The organism is Streptomyces sp. NPDC006314 (assembly GCF_040613075.1).
Classification (GTDB): Bacteria; Actinomycetota; Actinomycetes; order Streptomycetales; family Streptomycetaceae; genus Streptomyces.
In genome coordinates this window covers 1-14,306 of the sequence record NZ_JBEXRL010000041.1, presented here as the reverse complement: position 1 = coordinate 14,306, position 14,306 = coordinate 1, and the positions used below count along the sequence as shown (strand labels likewise).

The 14,306-nt window shown below is 67.3% G+C and carries 12 protein-coding genes; 9 read left to right on the top strand and 3 right to left on the bottom strand.

The window, feature by feature from the left end; genetic code table 11:
* Nucleotides 1-151: 151 nt before the first annotated feature.
* Entirely contained in the window at nt 152-1,135 is a 984-nt protein-coding gene (locus tag ABZ079_RS36060; protein ID WP_356943661.1) for a tyrosine-type recombinase/integrase, read from the top strand.
* Between the two features lie 18 nt (nt 1,136-1,153).
* Nucleotides 1,154-1,528 carry a helix-turn-helix transcriptional regulator gene (locus ABZ079_RS36055; RefSeq protein ID WP_356943660.1) on the top strand — a complete coding sequence of 125 codons (375 nt, stop codon included), beginning with the start codon at nt 1,154-1,156 and terminating at the stop codon, nt 1,526-1,528.
* A 745-nt stretch (nt 1,529-2,273) separates the two neighbouring features.
* Here ABZ079_RS36055 and ABZ079_RS36050 read toward each other — a convergent pair.
* Entirely contained in the window at nt 2,274-2,642 is a 369-nt protein-coding gene (locus tag ABZ079_RS36050; protein ID WP_356943659.1) for a hypothetical protein, read from the bottom strand.
* A gap of 1,206 nt (nt 2,643-3,848) precedes the next feature.
* On the opposite strand from ABZ079_RS36050, the gene ABZ079_RS36045 reads away from it, so the two are divergent.
* Nucleotides 3,849-5,159 (top strand): IS256 family transposase, encoded by a 1,311-nt coding sequence (locus tag ABZ079_RS36045; RefSeq protein WP_356943658.1) that lies wholly within the window; start codon nt 3,849-3,851, stop codon nt 5,157-5,159.
* A gap of 376 nt (nt 5,160-5,535) precedes the next feature.
* On the top strand, nt 5,536-6,543 hold the full coding sequence (locus ABZ079_RS36040; protein WP_356943657.1) for a helix-turn-helix transcriptional regulator: 1,008 nt from the start codon (nt 5,536-5,538) through the stop codon (nt 6,541-6,543).
* 560 nt (nt 6,544-7,103) lie between these two features.
* On the opposite strand, the gene ABZ079_RS36035 is transcribed toward ABZ079_RS36040, so the two are convergent.
* A complete protein-coding gene (locus ABZ079_RS36035) occupies nt 7,104-8,075 on the bottom strand; it encodes a winged helix-turn-helix domain-containing protein (protein ID WP_356943656.1) in 972 nt (323 codons plus the stop codon).
* Nucleotides 8,076-8,501: 426 nt separating this feature from the next.
* Here ABZ079_RS36035 and ABZ079_RS36030 point away from each other — a divergent pair, with 426 nt between their 5' ends.
* Both ABZ079_RS36030 and ABZ079_RS36025 read left to right on the top strand, forming a co-directional pair.
* Nucleotides 8,502-8,756 carry a hypothetical protein gene (locus tag ABZ079_RS36030; protein ID WP_356943655.1) on the top strand — a complete coding sequence of 85 codons (255 nt, stop codon included), beginning with the start codon at nt 8,502-8,504 and terminating at the stop codon, nt 8,754-8,756.
* Nucleotides 8,757-9,133: 377 nt separating this feature from the next.
* Nucleotides 9,134-10,105 (top strand): endonuclease/exonuclease/phosphatase family protein, encoded by a 972-nt coding sequence (locus ABZ079_RS36025; RefSeq protein ID WP_356943654.1) that lies wholly within the window; start codon nt 9,134-9,136, stop codon nt 10,103-10,105.
* 292 nt (nt 10,106-10,397) lie between these two features.
* Here the strand turns inward: ABZ079_RS36025 and ABZ079_RS36020 are convergent, their stop codons facing one another.
* Nucleotides 10,398-12,947, bottom strand: a complete 2,550-nt coding sequence (locus ABZ079_RS36020; RefSeq protein WP_356943653.1) for a Helicase associated domain protein — start codon at nt 12,945-12,947, stop codon at nt 10,398-10,400.
* A gap of 287 nt (nt 12,948-13,234) precedes the next feature.
* On the opposite strand from ABZ079_RS36020, the gene ABZ079_RS36015 reads away from it, so the two are divergent.
* From ABZ079_RS36015 to ABZ079_RS36005, 3 genes are all read left to right on the top strand, one after another.
* Nucleotides 13,235-13,414, top strand: coding sequence for a zinc ribbon domain-containing protein (locus ABZ079_RS36015; protein ID WP_356943652.1), 180 nt, complete (start codon nt 13,235-13,237; stop codon nt 13,412-13,414).
* 69 nt (nt 13,415-13,483) lie between these two features.
* Entirely contained in the window at nt 13,484-13,777 is a 294-nt protein-coding gene (locus tag ABZ079_RS36010; RefSeq protein WP_356943651.1) for a hypothetical protein, read from the top strand.
* Nucleotides 13,770-14,036: a hypothetical protein gene (locus ABZ079_RS36005; protein ID WP_356943662.1), complete on the top strand. Its 267-nt coding sequence runs from the start codon at nt 13,770-13,772 to the stop codon at nt 14,034-14,036. The genes ABZ079_RS36010 and ABZ079_RS36005 overlap by 8 nt, the downstream gene beginning before the upstream one ends.
* Nucleotides 14,037-14,306: the final 270 nt, after the last annotated feature.

Here is a 14,306-nt window from a genome sequence, read left to right as displayed (position 1 = left end):
CGCCTCACCGGCGAGAACACCATCTCCTGGCGTGACCCGACATCACGCAGCCAAAGGCCTATCTCGGGATAAAACAACGGGTGAAAACGACCTCTTAGGCTGATCGAGGGCGGGCTTGCAACCTCGGCATCCGATGTCGACCAGGCGCGGGATGAGTGGGCTTTCCAGGCCCGCTGCACAGAGGCGTTTCGTCTCGACGTGGGTGGTACGGGGTTTCGCCGACACGACGATCAGTTGCTACACGTCCCTGTTGGAACGGGTGCTGGACCACTTCGACCGGCCCGTGTGGCAGATCGAGCCCGCCGACGTGGACGCCATGCTCCGCCAACTGCTGCTGACGGGCCGGGCCGCGGGGACCAGGCGCCAGTATCTGCAGATGCTTCGTACGTTCCACGGCTTCGTCCGGGACCGCTACGCCACCGAGATCCGCGCCCTGTACGGCATGGCGGTGGGTGACCCGCTGGACTGGTTCAACCGCTTGCGGCATGTCTGGGACGACACCCCTCGTCGGCTGCCGCCCGCGGCTGAGCGCCTGACGGCGTTCTTCGCCTTCGCCCGCGAGCGCCTGGAGGCCGCGTCCGACTATCCGGCCGCGGCACGGGACTACGCATTGCTGCGCACCCTGTACCACTGCGCACCTCGGGTGAGTGAAGCCGTCCGCCTCGGCCAGTGTGATGTTCATCCTGAACTGGGCCCATCGGGCAAGCTCCACGTGCGGTTCGGCAAGGCGGCCAACGCTTCGGGACCGCGCCCGAGATGGACACCCATGCTCGACGGGCTGGAGCGGATCCTTGCCTGGTACCAGAACGATGTCCGCCCCTTCTTCCCTGATACCGCCCCGCTGTTCTGCGACATCCACGGGCAGGCCCTGAAGCCGGACACCGTACGGGATCGCCTTTCCCACCTTCTGGATTTGGAAGGCCGCCCCCAGGACGACCGGTTCACCCCGCACGACCTGCGCCGCGCCTGTGCGACCCACCACTACGAGCAGGGCATGGACCTGCTCACCGTCCAGCAACTGCTGGGTCACCGGCATATCGCCGCGACCATGGCCTACGTCCGGCCCTGTCTCACCTTCGTCGAGGACGCCTGGCGCCGCGCCACCCGTACCGCCATCACCGGCCTGGCCGGCTGACTACAGCCAGGAGCATCGATGACCACACCCGGGATGCACGCCATCGACCCTGCGGGCCCGCCGCAACAGGTGGAGTGGAAGCTGCGGATGGCTGCAGCGCAGCGCGGCATCTGGACAGGCACCGAGCTGCGCCGTCTCCTGGCTGAGCGAGCCGGTCTCAAGCTGTCCGCGGCATCGGTGTCCGCGCTGTTCACCAAACAGCCATCCCAGGTGAAGCTGTCCACCCTGGCCGCCCTGTGCGCCGCGCTCGACTGCACCCCAGGTGACCTTTTGACCTTGCGTGAGCCCGCCGCGTCCCCAGCTCGTTCGCCGCGCACCGCCCCCGAGCCGGCCCCAGGGCCCTCTCCACCGCGGCAGCCCGTACCCCGCCACCGATCCCTGCCACCGCTGTGACCGCATCCGAGCCTGCGAAGAACCTGCCCGTGGCCCCCGGTGCCGCATCCCTGACCGTCAAAGACAACTGCCCGGCCTGCCACAGACTGCGTTGGCTGCGCTCCGACACCGGTCGCTGCCCCTGGTGCTCGCGCACGTGCACCACATGCGGCGCCCCTCGCCGATCAGCGGAACAACGGTGCGCGGCGTGTAGACGCCGGGCCGCCGGACAGCCCGAACGAGGGCAGTGCCAGCACTGCGGACGCCGACGCCTCCTCGACGCGGCGACTCAATGCTGCCGGACCTGTGCTGATCCCGCCACCGCCGTGCCCGCGGCATGCTGCACACGGTGCGGCACCAGCGGCCAGTGGGCCAAAGGCCTGTGCAAGCGCTGCTACGAGCATTCACCGCGCACCGTCTTGACCCGCGCGGCCGGCTGGGCAGAGCGCATGCCCACCCCGCCCTCCTGGTGGCGCGACCTCGCCGCTCACTTGGCCGAACACCGCCCCCCGATCTATGCGGCTGACGTCGTCGTCACCACCGCGCGCCTGATCCTCACAACCACGACCTTTGAGCCCCGCACCCTGCTCGCGCATGCCCGAAACGAACCCACGGCCACCTCGACCCACCTTCGGACCTCGCCGGTCGACGAGCTGCAGCCCGCCGCGCACGCCGTATCGAGGCCACACCCGCCCTGTTGCGCCCCCAGGTCAGAAAATTCGCCGACTTCCTGCTGCACCAGCGTGAGCAGGCCCAGCAGCTGGGGTTACGGCCGAATCAGCTCAAGACAATCGAGATCCGCCTGGACGCCGTCCGTGACCTGGCCCTCCACCTCTACGCCGAGGGCCACGTGCACTGGGCGAGTGTCACCACCGCGCAGCTGGAATCCTTCCTGGCCCTCGTCCCGGCCCGCCGTGCTTCCCGCCTCGCGGGACTGCGTCACTTCTTCGCCTATGCCCACCGCTCCAAGGCGGTCCTCCACAACCCCGTCGACCCGGTAACCGCGGTGCAGCAACGGGGATTTCGTGGACCTACCCTCGCGCTGGCTCAGCAGCGAGCCCTGCACAGACGGTGGACCACCAAGCAGGACATCCACCCGCACGAGGCCTTCATCGGACTCGCCGCCCTGCTCCACGCAGCAACCATCACCGAGCTACGCCTGCTCACCGACACCGGAATCGACCCTGATCACCAGAGCGTTCAGTTTCCCGGCAGGTCAGTGGCCCTCCCGCTGGACGACGCGACCTGGGGGGCCCTGCAGCGCTGCCAAGAACATCGACGCCGCCTCGGCTCGGACAACCCCCACCTGCTCGTCACACGCCTCACCCGGACGCACCGCGGCCCCGCCGGCGCCGCTCACATCCGCGACAGCCTCGCCCCCCGTCGGCCTACTGCCACGCATCCTGCGCAACACCCGCCTACTCACCCTCGCAGACGAACTCGACATCAAGGTACTCACCACGTCGCTGGGCATGTCATACGCAGGAGTCGCCCACTACCGGTCCGGAACAACGCCGCCGGCCAGCTTCATGTGACAGAGCAGAAACCCCTCCGCCCCTGGGATTTTGTGTACTGCCTCCGGCCAGTTCAGGCATGGCAAGAAACCGCTGCCAGCCCTCGGCTAAAGCAGGACTCCAGCCTCAACGCCTACCCGCATTCCGTACGCAATGCGTACGGCAATCGAACACTATCTGTACGGTTCAGGAGGTGTTCCATGTCCGAGTCCATGCGCTGGTTGCCGCCGGCGGATGGCGTCGTCACGGCCTCACACGAGCAGCCCGCCGTAGGCCGGGGCTCCTAGGCTCTCGGCAGGCGATGACACCGGCTGAACTTGGTCAGGGTATTCGAATGGGAGCGGTGGGAACACGCACTCCATGACGAACTCCGATGACGAAGCGCAGACGTCCCATACACCGGGATCCCAGCCGAGCGTCCGCCCGGGTTCCGATGAACCGCAGACGATCACGGCGCCGACACCGCCCGTCGCGTGGAGCGGTGGCGCTCCGGACCAAGCTGACCTGGCCGACGAAGAGGACGAATCGGAACGGTTCCGCACTCGCGAAGGATCGAAGACTACGTCCCAGAGCGACTGAGCCCCTCCTGGGGATGTGCTGGAAACGGCTGTGTTGGGGCGAGGCCAGCGCCCTGCAGATGCGGCGACGGCCACCGGCTGGTTCCGAAGAAGTCATGCGAGGGTGACGGCGGGGCTGTCATGATCAGGCGGTCCCGTGCATGGTCACGCCCACCGCATGCCGATGGTGGAGAGCTGCTGTCCAGGAGCGGTGCTTCTGATGGGACTGTAAATCGTTCGGTGTAACTCCCGATCATGGAAGATGCATCGATGACCAGTGAGAACGTGGCCGAGCAGGAGGCTGTCGAGTCGGAGGAGGCTGTCGAGTCGGCAGCGGCTGTGTCGGCGAAGGCCGTGGATGACCAGCTGATCGACGAGCTGGTGAGCAGGGCCCAGGCCGAGGGTCTGCAGCTGACCGGTGAGGGCGGGCTGCTGCAGCAGCTGACCAAGCGGCTGCTGGAGTCCGCTCTTGAGGGCGAGATCACCGATCACCTCGGCTATGACAAGCACGATCCGGCGGGCAAAGACGGTGGCAACTCCCGCAACGGCAAACGCTCCAAGACCGTGCTGACCGATGTGGGGCCGGTGGAGATATCCGTGCCCCGCGACCGGGACAGCTCCTTCGAACCGAAGATCGTCAAGAAGCGGCAGAAGCGCCTGACCGGCGTCGACGAAATGGTGATCTCGCTGGCCGCGAAGGGCCTGACCACCGGTGAAGTCCAGGCTCACCTGGCGGAGGTCTATGGCGCCGAGGTCTCCCGTCAGACCATCTCCACCATCACCGACAAGGTCCTCGAGGGCATGGCCGAATGGCAAAGCCGCCCCCTCGACGCCGTCTACCCGGTGGTCTTCATCGACGCCATCCACGTGAAGATCCGCGACGGCGCGGTCACCAACCGGCCCATCTACGTGGCCCTGGCCGTCACGACCGAGGGTCGGCGCGAGATCCTGGGCCTGCGGGCCGGCGACGGCGGTGAGGGTGCCAAGCACTGGCTGCACATCCTCACCGAGATCAACAACCGCGGCGTGAACGACGTGCTGATGCTCCTCTGCGACGGGCTCAAGGGCCTGCCCGAGGCGGTGGAGACGGTCTGGCCCCGCACCATCGTGCAGACCTGTGTGGTCCACCTGTTGCGGAACTCCTTCCGTTATGCCGCCCGCCAGGACTGGGACAAGATCGCCAGACTGCTCAAGCCTGTCTACACCACTCCGACCGAGGAGGCCGCCCTGGACCGGTTCGCGGAGTTCGCCGATGCCTGGGGCAGGAAGTATCCGGCGATCGTGAAACTGTGGGAGAACGCGTGGGAGGAGTTCACTCCGTTCCTGCGGTTCGACACGGAGATCCGCCGGATCGTCTGCACCACCAACGCGATCGAGTCGGTCAACGCCCGCATCCGGCGAGCGGTCAAGGCCCGCGGTCACTGTCCGAACGAGCAAGCCGCGTTGAAGTGTGTCTACATGGCGATCATGTCGCTCGATCCCACCGGCAAGGGACAGGCCCGCTGGACCATGCGCTGGAAGACCGATCTGAACGCCTTCGATATCACCTTCGACGGCCGACTCTCAGCGGCCCGTCAGTAACCGTCAACCACCCCAGTTACACCGCTCGTTTGACAGACCCTCCTGGAACCGGCAGCGGTAAGTCGAGCGCCATGGGACTACCGTCGGGGGAAGGCGAGGGTCGTGGTTGCCGCGCTCATGCAGATGGTGGGCCAGACACAGGCCGATCCTGCTGTGTCGCGAGGAGTCAGCCAGGCACAGGTCAGCCGCCGTCCGGCACTACGGCATGGCCTTCACATGACGGAGAGATTCGTCTAGTCGGCGCTCAGCATCGTGTCTGCGCCGGTGCAAGCCCGCCGATCGCGCTCTCGCTCGCCAACAGGGCCGGGAGGAGAGCGAGGCTGTACGACTCGTTTAGTACTGGGCCGACACGCGCATCGGTGGCGAGACTGCGGTGGTGACCTTGCGGATCCATTTCACGGCCGACGATCTGGGCCGTACCCACTTGGCATCAGGTGTTCGACCCCTACTGGAACTCGATATCGGTATTCGGCTCCTCCAGGAGCGAAGCCATCCGGTCAGGTTCGACGCGTGGCGGCGTCAAGTAGCAGCGCGTCTGCAGCCACGTCCCACACCGCTGTTCGACTTCATCCCCGCACTCGGGCCGTCTGCGGACTTCCTGGACCTGAGCCGAGCCGAGCAGCCGGACGACTTCCTGGAAAGACTGTCCTCCACTCCGAAACAACGCGTTACCGAAGACGTGGACCAATGGTCAGCCGGTCTTCGGCACGTGCCCCGGGCGGCCCGGCAGCTGCGGCAGAATCCCTCGCTTGTGGTCCGCTTGGCTGAGGCAGTGCATCAGGCCCATGAGTCGTGCATCGCGCCATACTGGCCTCGCATCGAGCAACTCGCCAGCGTCGACCGGGCCTGGCGTCTGCGACAACTGGCTGAGCACGGCGTTGAGCGTTTACTGAGCGAACTCAACCCGCGCTACATCACCTGGGCCTCTCCAGTACTGCACCTGACCACGGCCTCCAACCGCGATGGAGACGTTCACCTTGCGGGACGGGGGCTCCTCCTCATCCCGACCGTGTTCGGTGCCCACTACCCCGCTTTCGACTACCCAGACGACGGCCAGCCCTGGATCACCTTCCCGGTCCGGGACAGTGCACACGCCACCGTAGCTCCCGCCGTCGTCACAGCCGGCATCTTGAGTGAGGCCCCGGCATCACTGCGCGCGCTGCTTGGTCGAACCCGGGCTACCGTCTTGTGGGTCATAGCCGAGCATGCCGAATGCACCACCACACAACTCGCAGCCCACGCCGGCATCTCTCTCGCGAGTGCCAGTCAACACGCGCACGTGCTGCGCAATGCCGGGCTCACCGCCCTCACCCGTGACGGGCAAAGCGTCCGCCACACCATCAGTCCTGCAGGTCAAGCCCTCCTCAACTCCGCAGCCGGATAGGCCGAGCGACGCCGCGGCGAGAGGGACACAACCTCGAGCGTCTTACCACTGCCGTCGTGGCTGACGACCGCTGCATTTCGCATGCAGCGGAGGAGGAAACCGGTGAGCAGGGCACGATGCGCTGCGATCGCCGGTTGGTTGTTCACGGACGGCTGTACAGATGGGCTGGGCATGACCGGTGTGGAAGAGCGCTCCGTGGCCTGGGCATCTGCACCGTAGCCCGGGCTTGCCGGTCCCGGGCTCGGATCGCTGCAGCGGCCGGGGACGCGCGCATCAGTCGTGCTGCCGCCACGTCAGCGCGCGTGGCCAGCCTTGAAGGGAACCAGCCTGCCGCGCTGATGGAGCTGGGGGTCCCTGGGCAGGAAGCAGCAACGGGCATGGGGTCCGCCCGCCTCGTGGGGTTTCGGCGGTCAGGACGTGGGCGAGTACGGGTGGGGCAGCGGTACGGGCCCAGGCGGGGCCGACAGCCTCCCTGCCGCGGGCTCGCTCGGCCCGAAGAACAGACCCCTGTCCAGTGCTCGTGTGCTCCGATCCTCCGCAGGCAGTGCGGCCGTCGGTCGTTACTTGGTGGTGTCGCCGTGGAGGAGGGCTGTTCCGAGGGGGGTGAGGGTGTGGAGGACGGCCGTGCCGGTGCGGGTGGTGGTGATGAGGCCGGCGTTGCGCAGGATGGTGGTGTGCTGGCTGGCCGAGGGCAGGGAGATGCCGACGCGGTCGGCCGTCTCGCTGGTGGTGGCGGGGTGGCGAAGGCTGGACAGGACGGCGGCGCGGGTGCGTCCGAGCAGGGGGCCGAGGGTGTCGGCGGCGTGTGTGGGGTGCTCTTCGGTGTGCAGGGGGTAGGTCAAGGTCCAGGGCTGGCCGGGGCGGCGCATGTACATCGGGTCCAGGGCGAAGTAGGACGGGACGAGAGTCAGGCCGTGGCCGCCCAGGCGCACGTCGGTGAGGGCGCACGACGAAGGGACGTGCCAGGTCGGTGACTTCCAGTGCCAGCCGGGGACGAGGGTGGCGAGCAGGGCATCGACGCCGCCGCGCAGCAGTGCTTCGGCGCGCAGGGCGCGGTCGGCGACGGCGGTGGACTGGATCTGGGGCCACAGGGGCGCGAGGGTAGAGTCGAAGTAGCGCAGCGTGTCATGTGCCAGGATCCGCCGACCGCGGTCCGTGCCTTCGGACAGTTCCCGCAACGGGGCCCTCTCGCGGACACGGTTGTCGAGGAAGGCGATCTCAGCCGCCAGCTCCTGAACCGATGTGGCCGCAGCGAGTTCGACGCCGGCGCGCAGCTCGGGGGCTGAGGGGTGGATGAAGAAGTCGAGCAGGCCACCCTGGCGAGGATCCAGGTCCAGCAGAACCCCGGCCCGAGGCGCCACGCTCCGGACAATCGTCTTCCGCCATTGTGCGAGACCGGGACGCGACCGGGCGGCGCCAGCCGGTCCCGTGCGTAAGTAGCGCACGCTGAGAGCAGCTTCCAGCAGGGCGTTGGGCACCGAGGCGACGGTGACCTGCCGCAGGTCGGCCTCAGTGAAATGGATACGCAGCATGAGTACGATGCTGCCCATCCCCAACCCTTTTGGCTACAGCTGAAAGGCCTGGTGGCTATTGCCCGGTCGACGGCAGCATCTTCAGCGCGGCGCGAACCGAGGGAGCTCGGCGGACACCCGGCTCGCCACCTGACAGGCAACGCGTCCGGCAGCCTCCCGCACCTAACGCCGCAGGAGCGCACTCCAAGCCCACACCACCTAGAAAGGACCAACGTGAAACGCAATGCTCGAGGGACTTCGCGTGGAGCGGCACTGGTTGCGACCAGTGGGCTACTGGCACTGGCGGGAGTCTTCGCATCCGCGGGCTCCGCTCAGGCAGCCACCGCGTGGAACGCGACGGATACTCAGGCCGATGTTGTCGGGGCCTGGGCGCACGGTGAGTTCTCGTACTCCGGTGGTGCAGACGGCCAAACCAGCCATGCAACGGTGACCATCACCGACTCGAAAGCGGACCGCGCCAGCGCTCGCGTCTACTTCCGCTGGCGCTGGATCTGGGGCGGGACCAGCGGGACCTTCAGCCCGCTCACCGCCTCCGGGTACCAGAACGAGAAGACGCAGACGTACTACGAGAACCGCTCCTCCCTGGACACGTGGCAACCCTTTGAAGTGAAGGAATGCCGAGTCAACAACGGTGAGGAAGTCGACTGCGGCGGCTGGGACGTTCCGCACCCCTACAACTGACGAACGCCGACTCAAGCCCGTGGCACCAGCAGAGCATCACTGTGCCGCGGCCACGGACGTAAAACGGCACGGCGCGACCAAGGCCCCCAGAGGGCTGGGCTGCATCACCACGACGGCCCAGCATCGCTCAGCACACCAAAACAGCGCGGTGGGCAGAAAACGTCTCACCACCATCGACGGCCGAGACCTGTCCGGGACACCAATGGCCCCCAACCGTCCCGCGGGGCGTGGCCTATACAACCCGGCTCGCGGCCGAAAGCGGCAGGACGGCCATCAAACACAGCCCTGCTTTCGGTGGGTCGTCGCGACCACGCCGCACTCCCTGCTAAGTTAAGAAAGGACTGCGCATGCGTTTCTGCCGTAGCTTGGTGACTCCAGTGCTCGGCGGCGCGGTCGCGCTCGGCGCGATGACCGCACCCGCTCAGGCTGCACCGGAACAAACCGTCACCACACCGGTCGTCTCCCGGGCGGCCGTGGTCAAGGACCGGGTCATGTCATGGAACTCCAACGGACAGAATCTCGGCACCCCGGAGTTACTCGTCGAGCAGATCAGCCGTTACAAGCCGCAGGTGGTCACCCTGCAGGAATCCTGCAGGACTGAGGTACGCGAGGCCGTGCGCCGGCTCAAGCGACAGGGCCTGGAGTACCAGATCAAGTTCGGGCCAGGAACCATCAACGTGGCATGCGACGGCTGGACGAGGAACGGCCAGGCCGTGCTGTACGCCAAGGGAACCCCGGCACGCGATTTCGACCAGGAGTACTACAGCGACGACGAGGGGCCGTTGGAGGCCCGAGGCTACATGGCGTTCACCACCCGGCTTGCGAATCGGTGGGTGCGGGTGTTCAACACCCAGCTCAGCTGGGGAGCGTACCGGGACGAGCGCAAGACACAGATCAAGGAACTGCTGCACGCCGCGCAGCCCTACAGCCAGTTGCTCCTGGCAGGTGACTTCAACGCGCAACCGCAGTACAGCGAGATGCAGCCGATCTGGCACGCCAGGCTCTCGGACGTCGATCCGTTCTGCGGAGGCACTTACGACTCCCGGTGCAACAGTACGCACGTCAAATCGGACAAGAAGTTCGACTACATCCTCCATCGCGGTGTCGGCTCCCGAAACTGCCTCCTGCACTCGGTGAACGAGGACCACCGTGTCGTGGTCAGCGACGTCTCCACCGCCGCGGGTCCGTGGGCTGCCTGCACCGTTACCTGGCCGCTCATCATCAGCGACGACCTGATCACTCGGCAGGCCGGCGGTAGGAACCCGCCGGCCTGCCACTCGCCGCTGGCGGGCCGCTTCCACACACGGGGGCGCTGGCCGACGCCGCAGCCGCATCGGGGCTGCGGGTGATGCGTGGTCGCTGGTCGTCGATGAGCCGCAGCGCCCGTCCGTGCAGACGGCCGGCCGTAGGCCCCCTGCACAGAGGGCTCCGGTAGCCGGGCAGGGCAGGTTCCCCGCCCGGCTGCGGTAACCCCGGGAGCCATGAGCCAGTAGGGCGGGCGGGAGGGGAAATTAGGCGCCCACTGCCCCCCAATGCCATCCGTACGCACTTGGTACGCAAAATGAACGCTCCACGATACGGTCGGCATACGCGGTGCAGCAGGTCCGAGCTAGCGGCGGGGGCGGCAGGTCCTGCTCACGGTCAGGCCCAGCGCATGCCGATCGCAGAGAGCCGCTCGATGCGTTCCGGTGACAGCGTCGCGGCTCTGTTGCGTTGGTTGCTGATCCATGCCCCCAGCTTGAGCTCCTGGAATTCCGGGCCCTTGCCGTCCTCACGGCCGCTCGCGTCCCCGTCCTCACCGCTGAGGACGATCCGTTCGATGTGCTTGCGTGGTACGTGGAGGTGTCCTTCGCGCTGGAAGTACTGGCGGGCTGCTGCCAGGTTCATGGCCCATTTGTCTGCCTGGCTGGTCCGCGGTTTGGGTTTCTCATCTTCGTCGGCGGGTTGGATGCCGAGGATGTGTTCGCACATCCACTGCTGGACGGTGGTGAGCTTGTCCCAGCCGTACCGGACCGAGCGCACCCACCGCCCTAGGTCCTCGCCCTGGTGTACGCACTCGCCCGGCGACATGGGCAGTACGCCGCCGGCTTCCAGGTGCTGGCGGGTGAGGTGGAAGGCGCGTTGCCATTCCACGGGCCAGGTGGGGCACCAGGAGGGGTCGATGTCTTCCAGCTGTTCGCGCCGCTCCTGCGGCAGTGCGCCGGCCGCGGATTGAACGGGCAGCCCTTCGGCTCGCCGCTGCTCGTTCACGGCCGCTCGCCGGGCGGCCGCCCGCGCGTTCTTCAGAAACAGCCCTACGCGGTAACCCTTGTAGGTGGCGTCTGTCGGTGTCAGGAGGTGCCCGCTCTCCTCGGCCCAGCCGCGGGCGGCGGCGAGGCCTTCTTCCCAGGCGACGTCGTAGTGGGACCAGACCATGCCCAGCTTTTCCAGCTGTGCGATACGGTCCTCGTCCATGTCACCCCGGGCGTAGAACCTCCGAGCGTCGGCGATCCACTGCCCAAGTGGAAACCCGGCGAGCGTGGTCGGCCACCCCTCGGCTTCCGCTTCCTGGTCACCGCGGTCGGGGACGCGGTACGTGAAGGGGACCTTCAGGTTGACGTGGAGCCGGTGGTAGATGGTGGCGGCTTCGATGCCGCGTCGCCAGTGTTGGTGTTCGGGGTTGAGGACGCGCAGGTTGATGAACGCGGCCAGCTGCGCGGGGTCGCGTGGTGTGCTGAACTTGAGCAACTGCCGGGCTGGCACCGACAGCCAGTCGCTTCGGTCGCTCTCGGCCCCCTCGCCTTCCTCTCCGCTGCGGCTTTGAACGCCTCGGACACGGCTTTGTGCCTGTTGCTCGGCGAGCTGTTCCACGACCCGGGTGTCGTGTGCCCTGAGCGCTTCCAGCAGCTTCGCGAGGCCGCCGTACGCCCGGCTGGTGAGCATGTTGTCGGCTGTCTCTCCGGGCCCGAGCAGGACGGGCACGACGAGTGAGGCGATCTTGCCGTCGCCCGGCTGGATGCGCAGTGCGCGGCCGACGGCTTGTACGAGGTCGGGCATGGAGCCGCGGACGTCGGCGAAGTACACGGAGTCACAGTTGCGAGTGTCGACGCCCTCGCCCAGGACCTTCACGGACCCCAGGTACGACTTCTCCACGACCGTGCCGTCCGTGGTGATCCCGTCGGCGAATTCCCCGAGAACCCGCCGCCGGTGGCCTGGCTTGTGGTCGCCACACAGCCAGTCCGCCCAGATCGTCTTGGGGTACAGCTCCGGGGCGGCCGAGTGCAACTGCGCGGCGACGTCCGGGAGGCCGGCCGCGAATGCCTCGGCCTCGCGGACGACATGGTGGAAGACGAGCGTGCGCCGGAAGCCTTCCTCGGCTGACGCCTTCACCAGGGCGGTCTGCAGGGCGGCGAGCCGCGCCCCGCGCACCTGCTCGGAGCGCGCCTCGGCGCCCAGGAGCTGGGCGGCTTGGAGCTTGGTGTCAGTGATGTCCACGCACACCACCTGGTAGGGGGCACAGATTCCCCTGTCGATGGCCGCCGAGAGCGTCAAAGTGAACGCCCTGCTGCCGAACGGCCCGTCCGGATCGTCTTCCATCGAAGCCACCAGCTCGCCCGGCGCGCCCTGCTCGGAGTCCTCGTCGAGCTGCCACAGCCGGGGGGTGGCGGTCATGTAGAGGCGGCGGAGGGCGGGGATGCGGGTGTTGTCGTGGACGACCGCCCACGGCCGGCCGATCCTGCCCGAAACCCTGTGCGCCTCGTCCACGACGATCAGGGACCACCCCGGAAGGCCGGCGGCGTGGGCCCGTTCCAGGGTGCCCAGTCCGAGGGAGGCGTACGTGGCGAACACGGTGACGCGGTCGAACGGCCGCACCCAGTCGACCAGCTCGTCCACGTCTGTGGTGTTCGGGAAGGACGCCTCCGGCCCCCGAAGGGACGAGACCCCGATCATCGGCCCCCTACGCCCGCCCTCGCGCCAAGCGGCCTCCGCCTGCGCCAGCAGGTCCAGCGAGGGCACGAGCACCAGCACACGACCCGCCCGCAGCTCCTCCGCGCTGCGCACGGCGACGAGAGTCTTGCCCGATCCGGTCGCCATGACCACCTGCGTCCGCAGCCCCCGCTCGGGCACAGTAGATCTTGCAGGCAATTCGAGTACTCGGAGAACCGCGTCCACGGCTTCACGCTGATGAGGACGAAGTTCTTTCACAGCCATCCGATCCATCCTCTCCGGCGGGCCGGACAACAGCTCTCACGCACCCACACACGGCCAACCACCGTGGGTCCTAAGGGGATTGATCCACAAGCCCCCACCGCGACACCGGCTACCACACTCCGATGCGGGACAGACGCCGTCTCCAGAGGGTTACACGCCTCACAGCGCTGCAGCCATCTGAGTCCAGAGTCTATCGCAGATAAAAAATGAAGCAGGAGATCCAAGAGAATCGACACGGAAGCCACGGGTACTCCGCAGTCATCACTGCCCACCATCCGGGAGAGACCATGGAACAGAAGACCGAGAACCACCAAGGCAACCGGTTCTGCAAGGCCTGCGGCACGCCCGCCGAAGACGGGAAACCGTGCAACCACTGCGGCGCCGCCCTGGACCTCCCGGACAGTGCAGGACTCATCGAAGACCAAGGGGCAGCCATACGGCGTGACTTCGAAGGACGCAGCCAGTAGCAAGAGCACAGGTAGACCACAGGGCGAACCTAGCCGCTGAACAGCGGGCACGGGGGTACACGGCCCGGCATGGCATCCACGACTGATCGCATCAAGTCCCTGCGGGCAGCGCGGCAGCTGCGCCGGGTCCGCACCTTCTACGCGGTGGGCGTCCTGGTGTGGGCGGCATCGACCGCCTGGACCGGCTGGCAGACCCCCGGAAGCCGGCAGATGTGGGTATCCGCCCTCCTCCTGGCCATCTTCACCGGCCTGCTGCTCACATCCTCCATATGGCTCCAGCGTCTCCAGGCCGTGGACTCGGCCGAGCCCGCCCGCCACGCTGCACCACGGCGGGCGACCCGGCCACGCCATGCGCATGCCTGACTTACTGCTGGCGAAGGGCCTGGACCTCCCGGCGTCTGCGGGAGCGATAGCCGGGCATACGGGCTTCACCCCCTTGTGGAAGGAGCTCGTCATGCTTGGCATAGTTGCGGCAGTGCTGTTCTTCTTCGCGTTTTTGATCAATGCGGCCGACATCAGCACCAACGATGCGTTCTCTTCGACGAACGTCATGCTGCTGGGGCTGACGGCTCTGGCTCTGCATGTGGCCGGGGTCGGTGCCGGCTGGGCCCGCAGACGCTGACCCCCGTGGGTGTGGCATCCGATGACGGACCGTTATCGGATGCCACACCCCGCCCCTCTCGTAGCCAGCTCGGCCCGCGTCAGCGGGCCCAACGGTTCTGGAGGCGCAGCCGGAAGGACCGTCAGGCGGGGGGAGCGCAGCGGACCTGCCGATCAGGCTGGAGCGAAGCGCAAGCCTGATAGCGGGACGTAAGTCCCGCTCCGCTCCGGGGAGCGGAGCGGACGGAGCGTCATCCTGCTTGCGCAGCAAGCAGGATGAGTGGGATGCGCA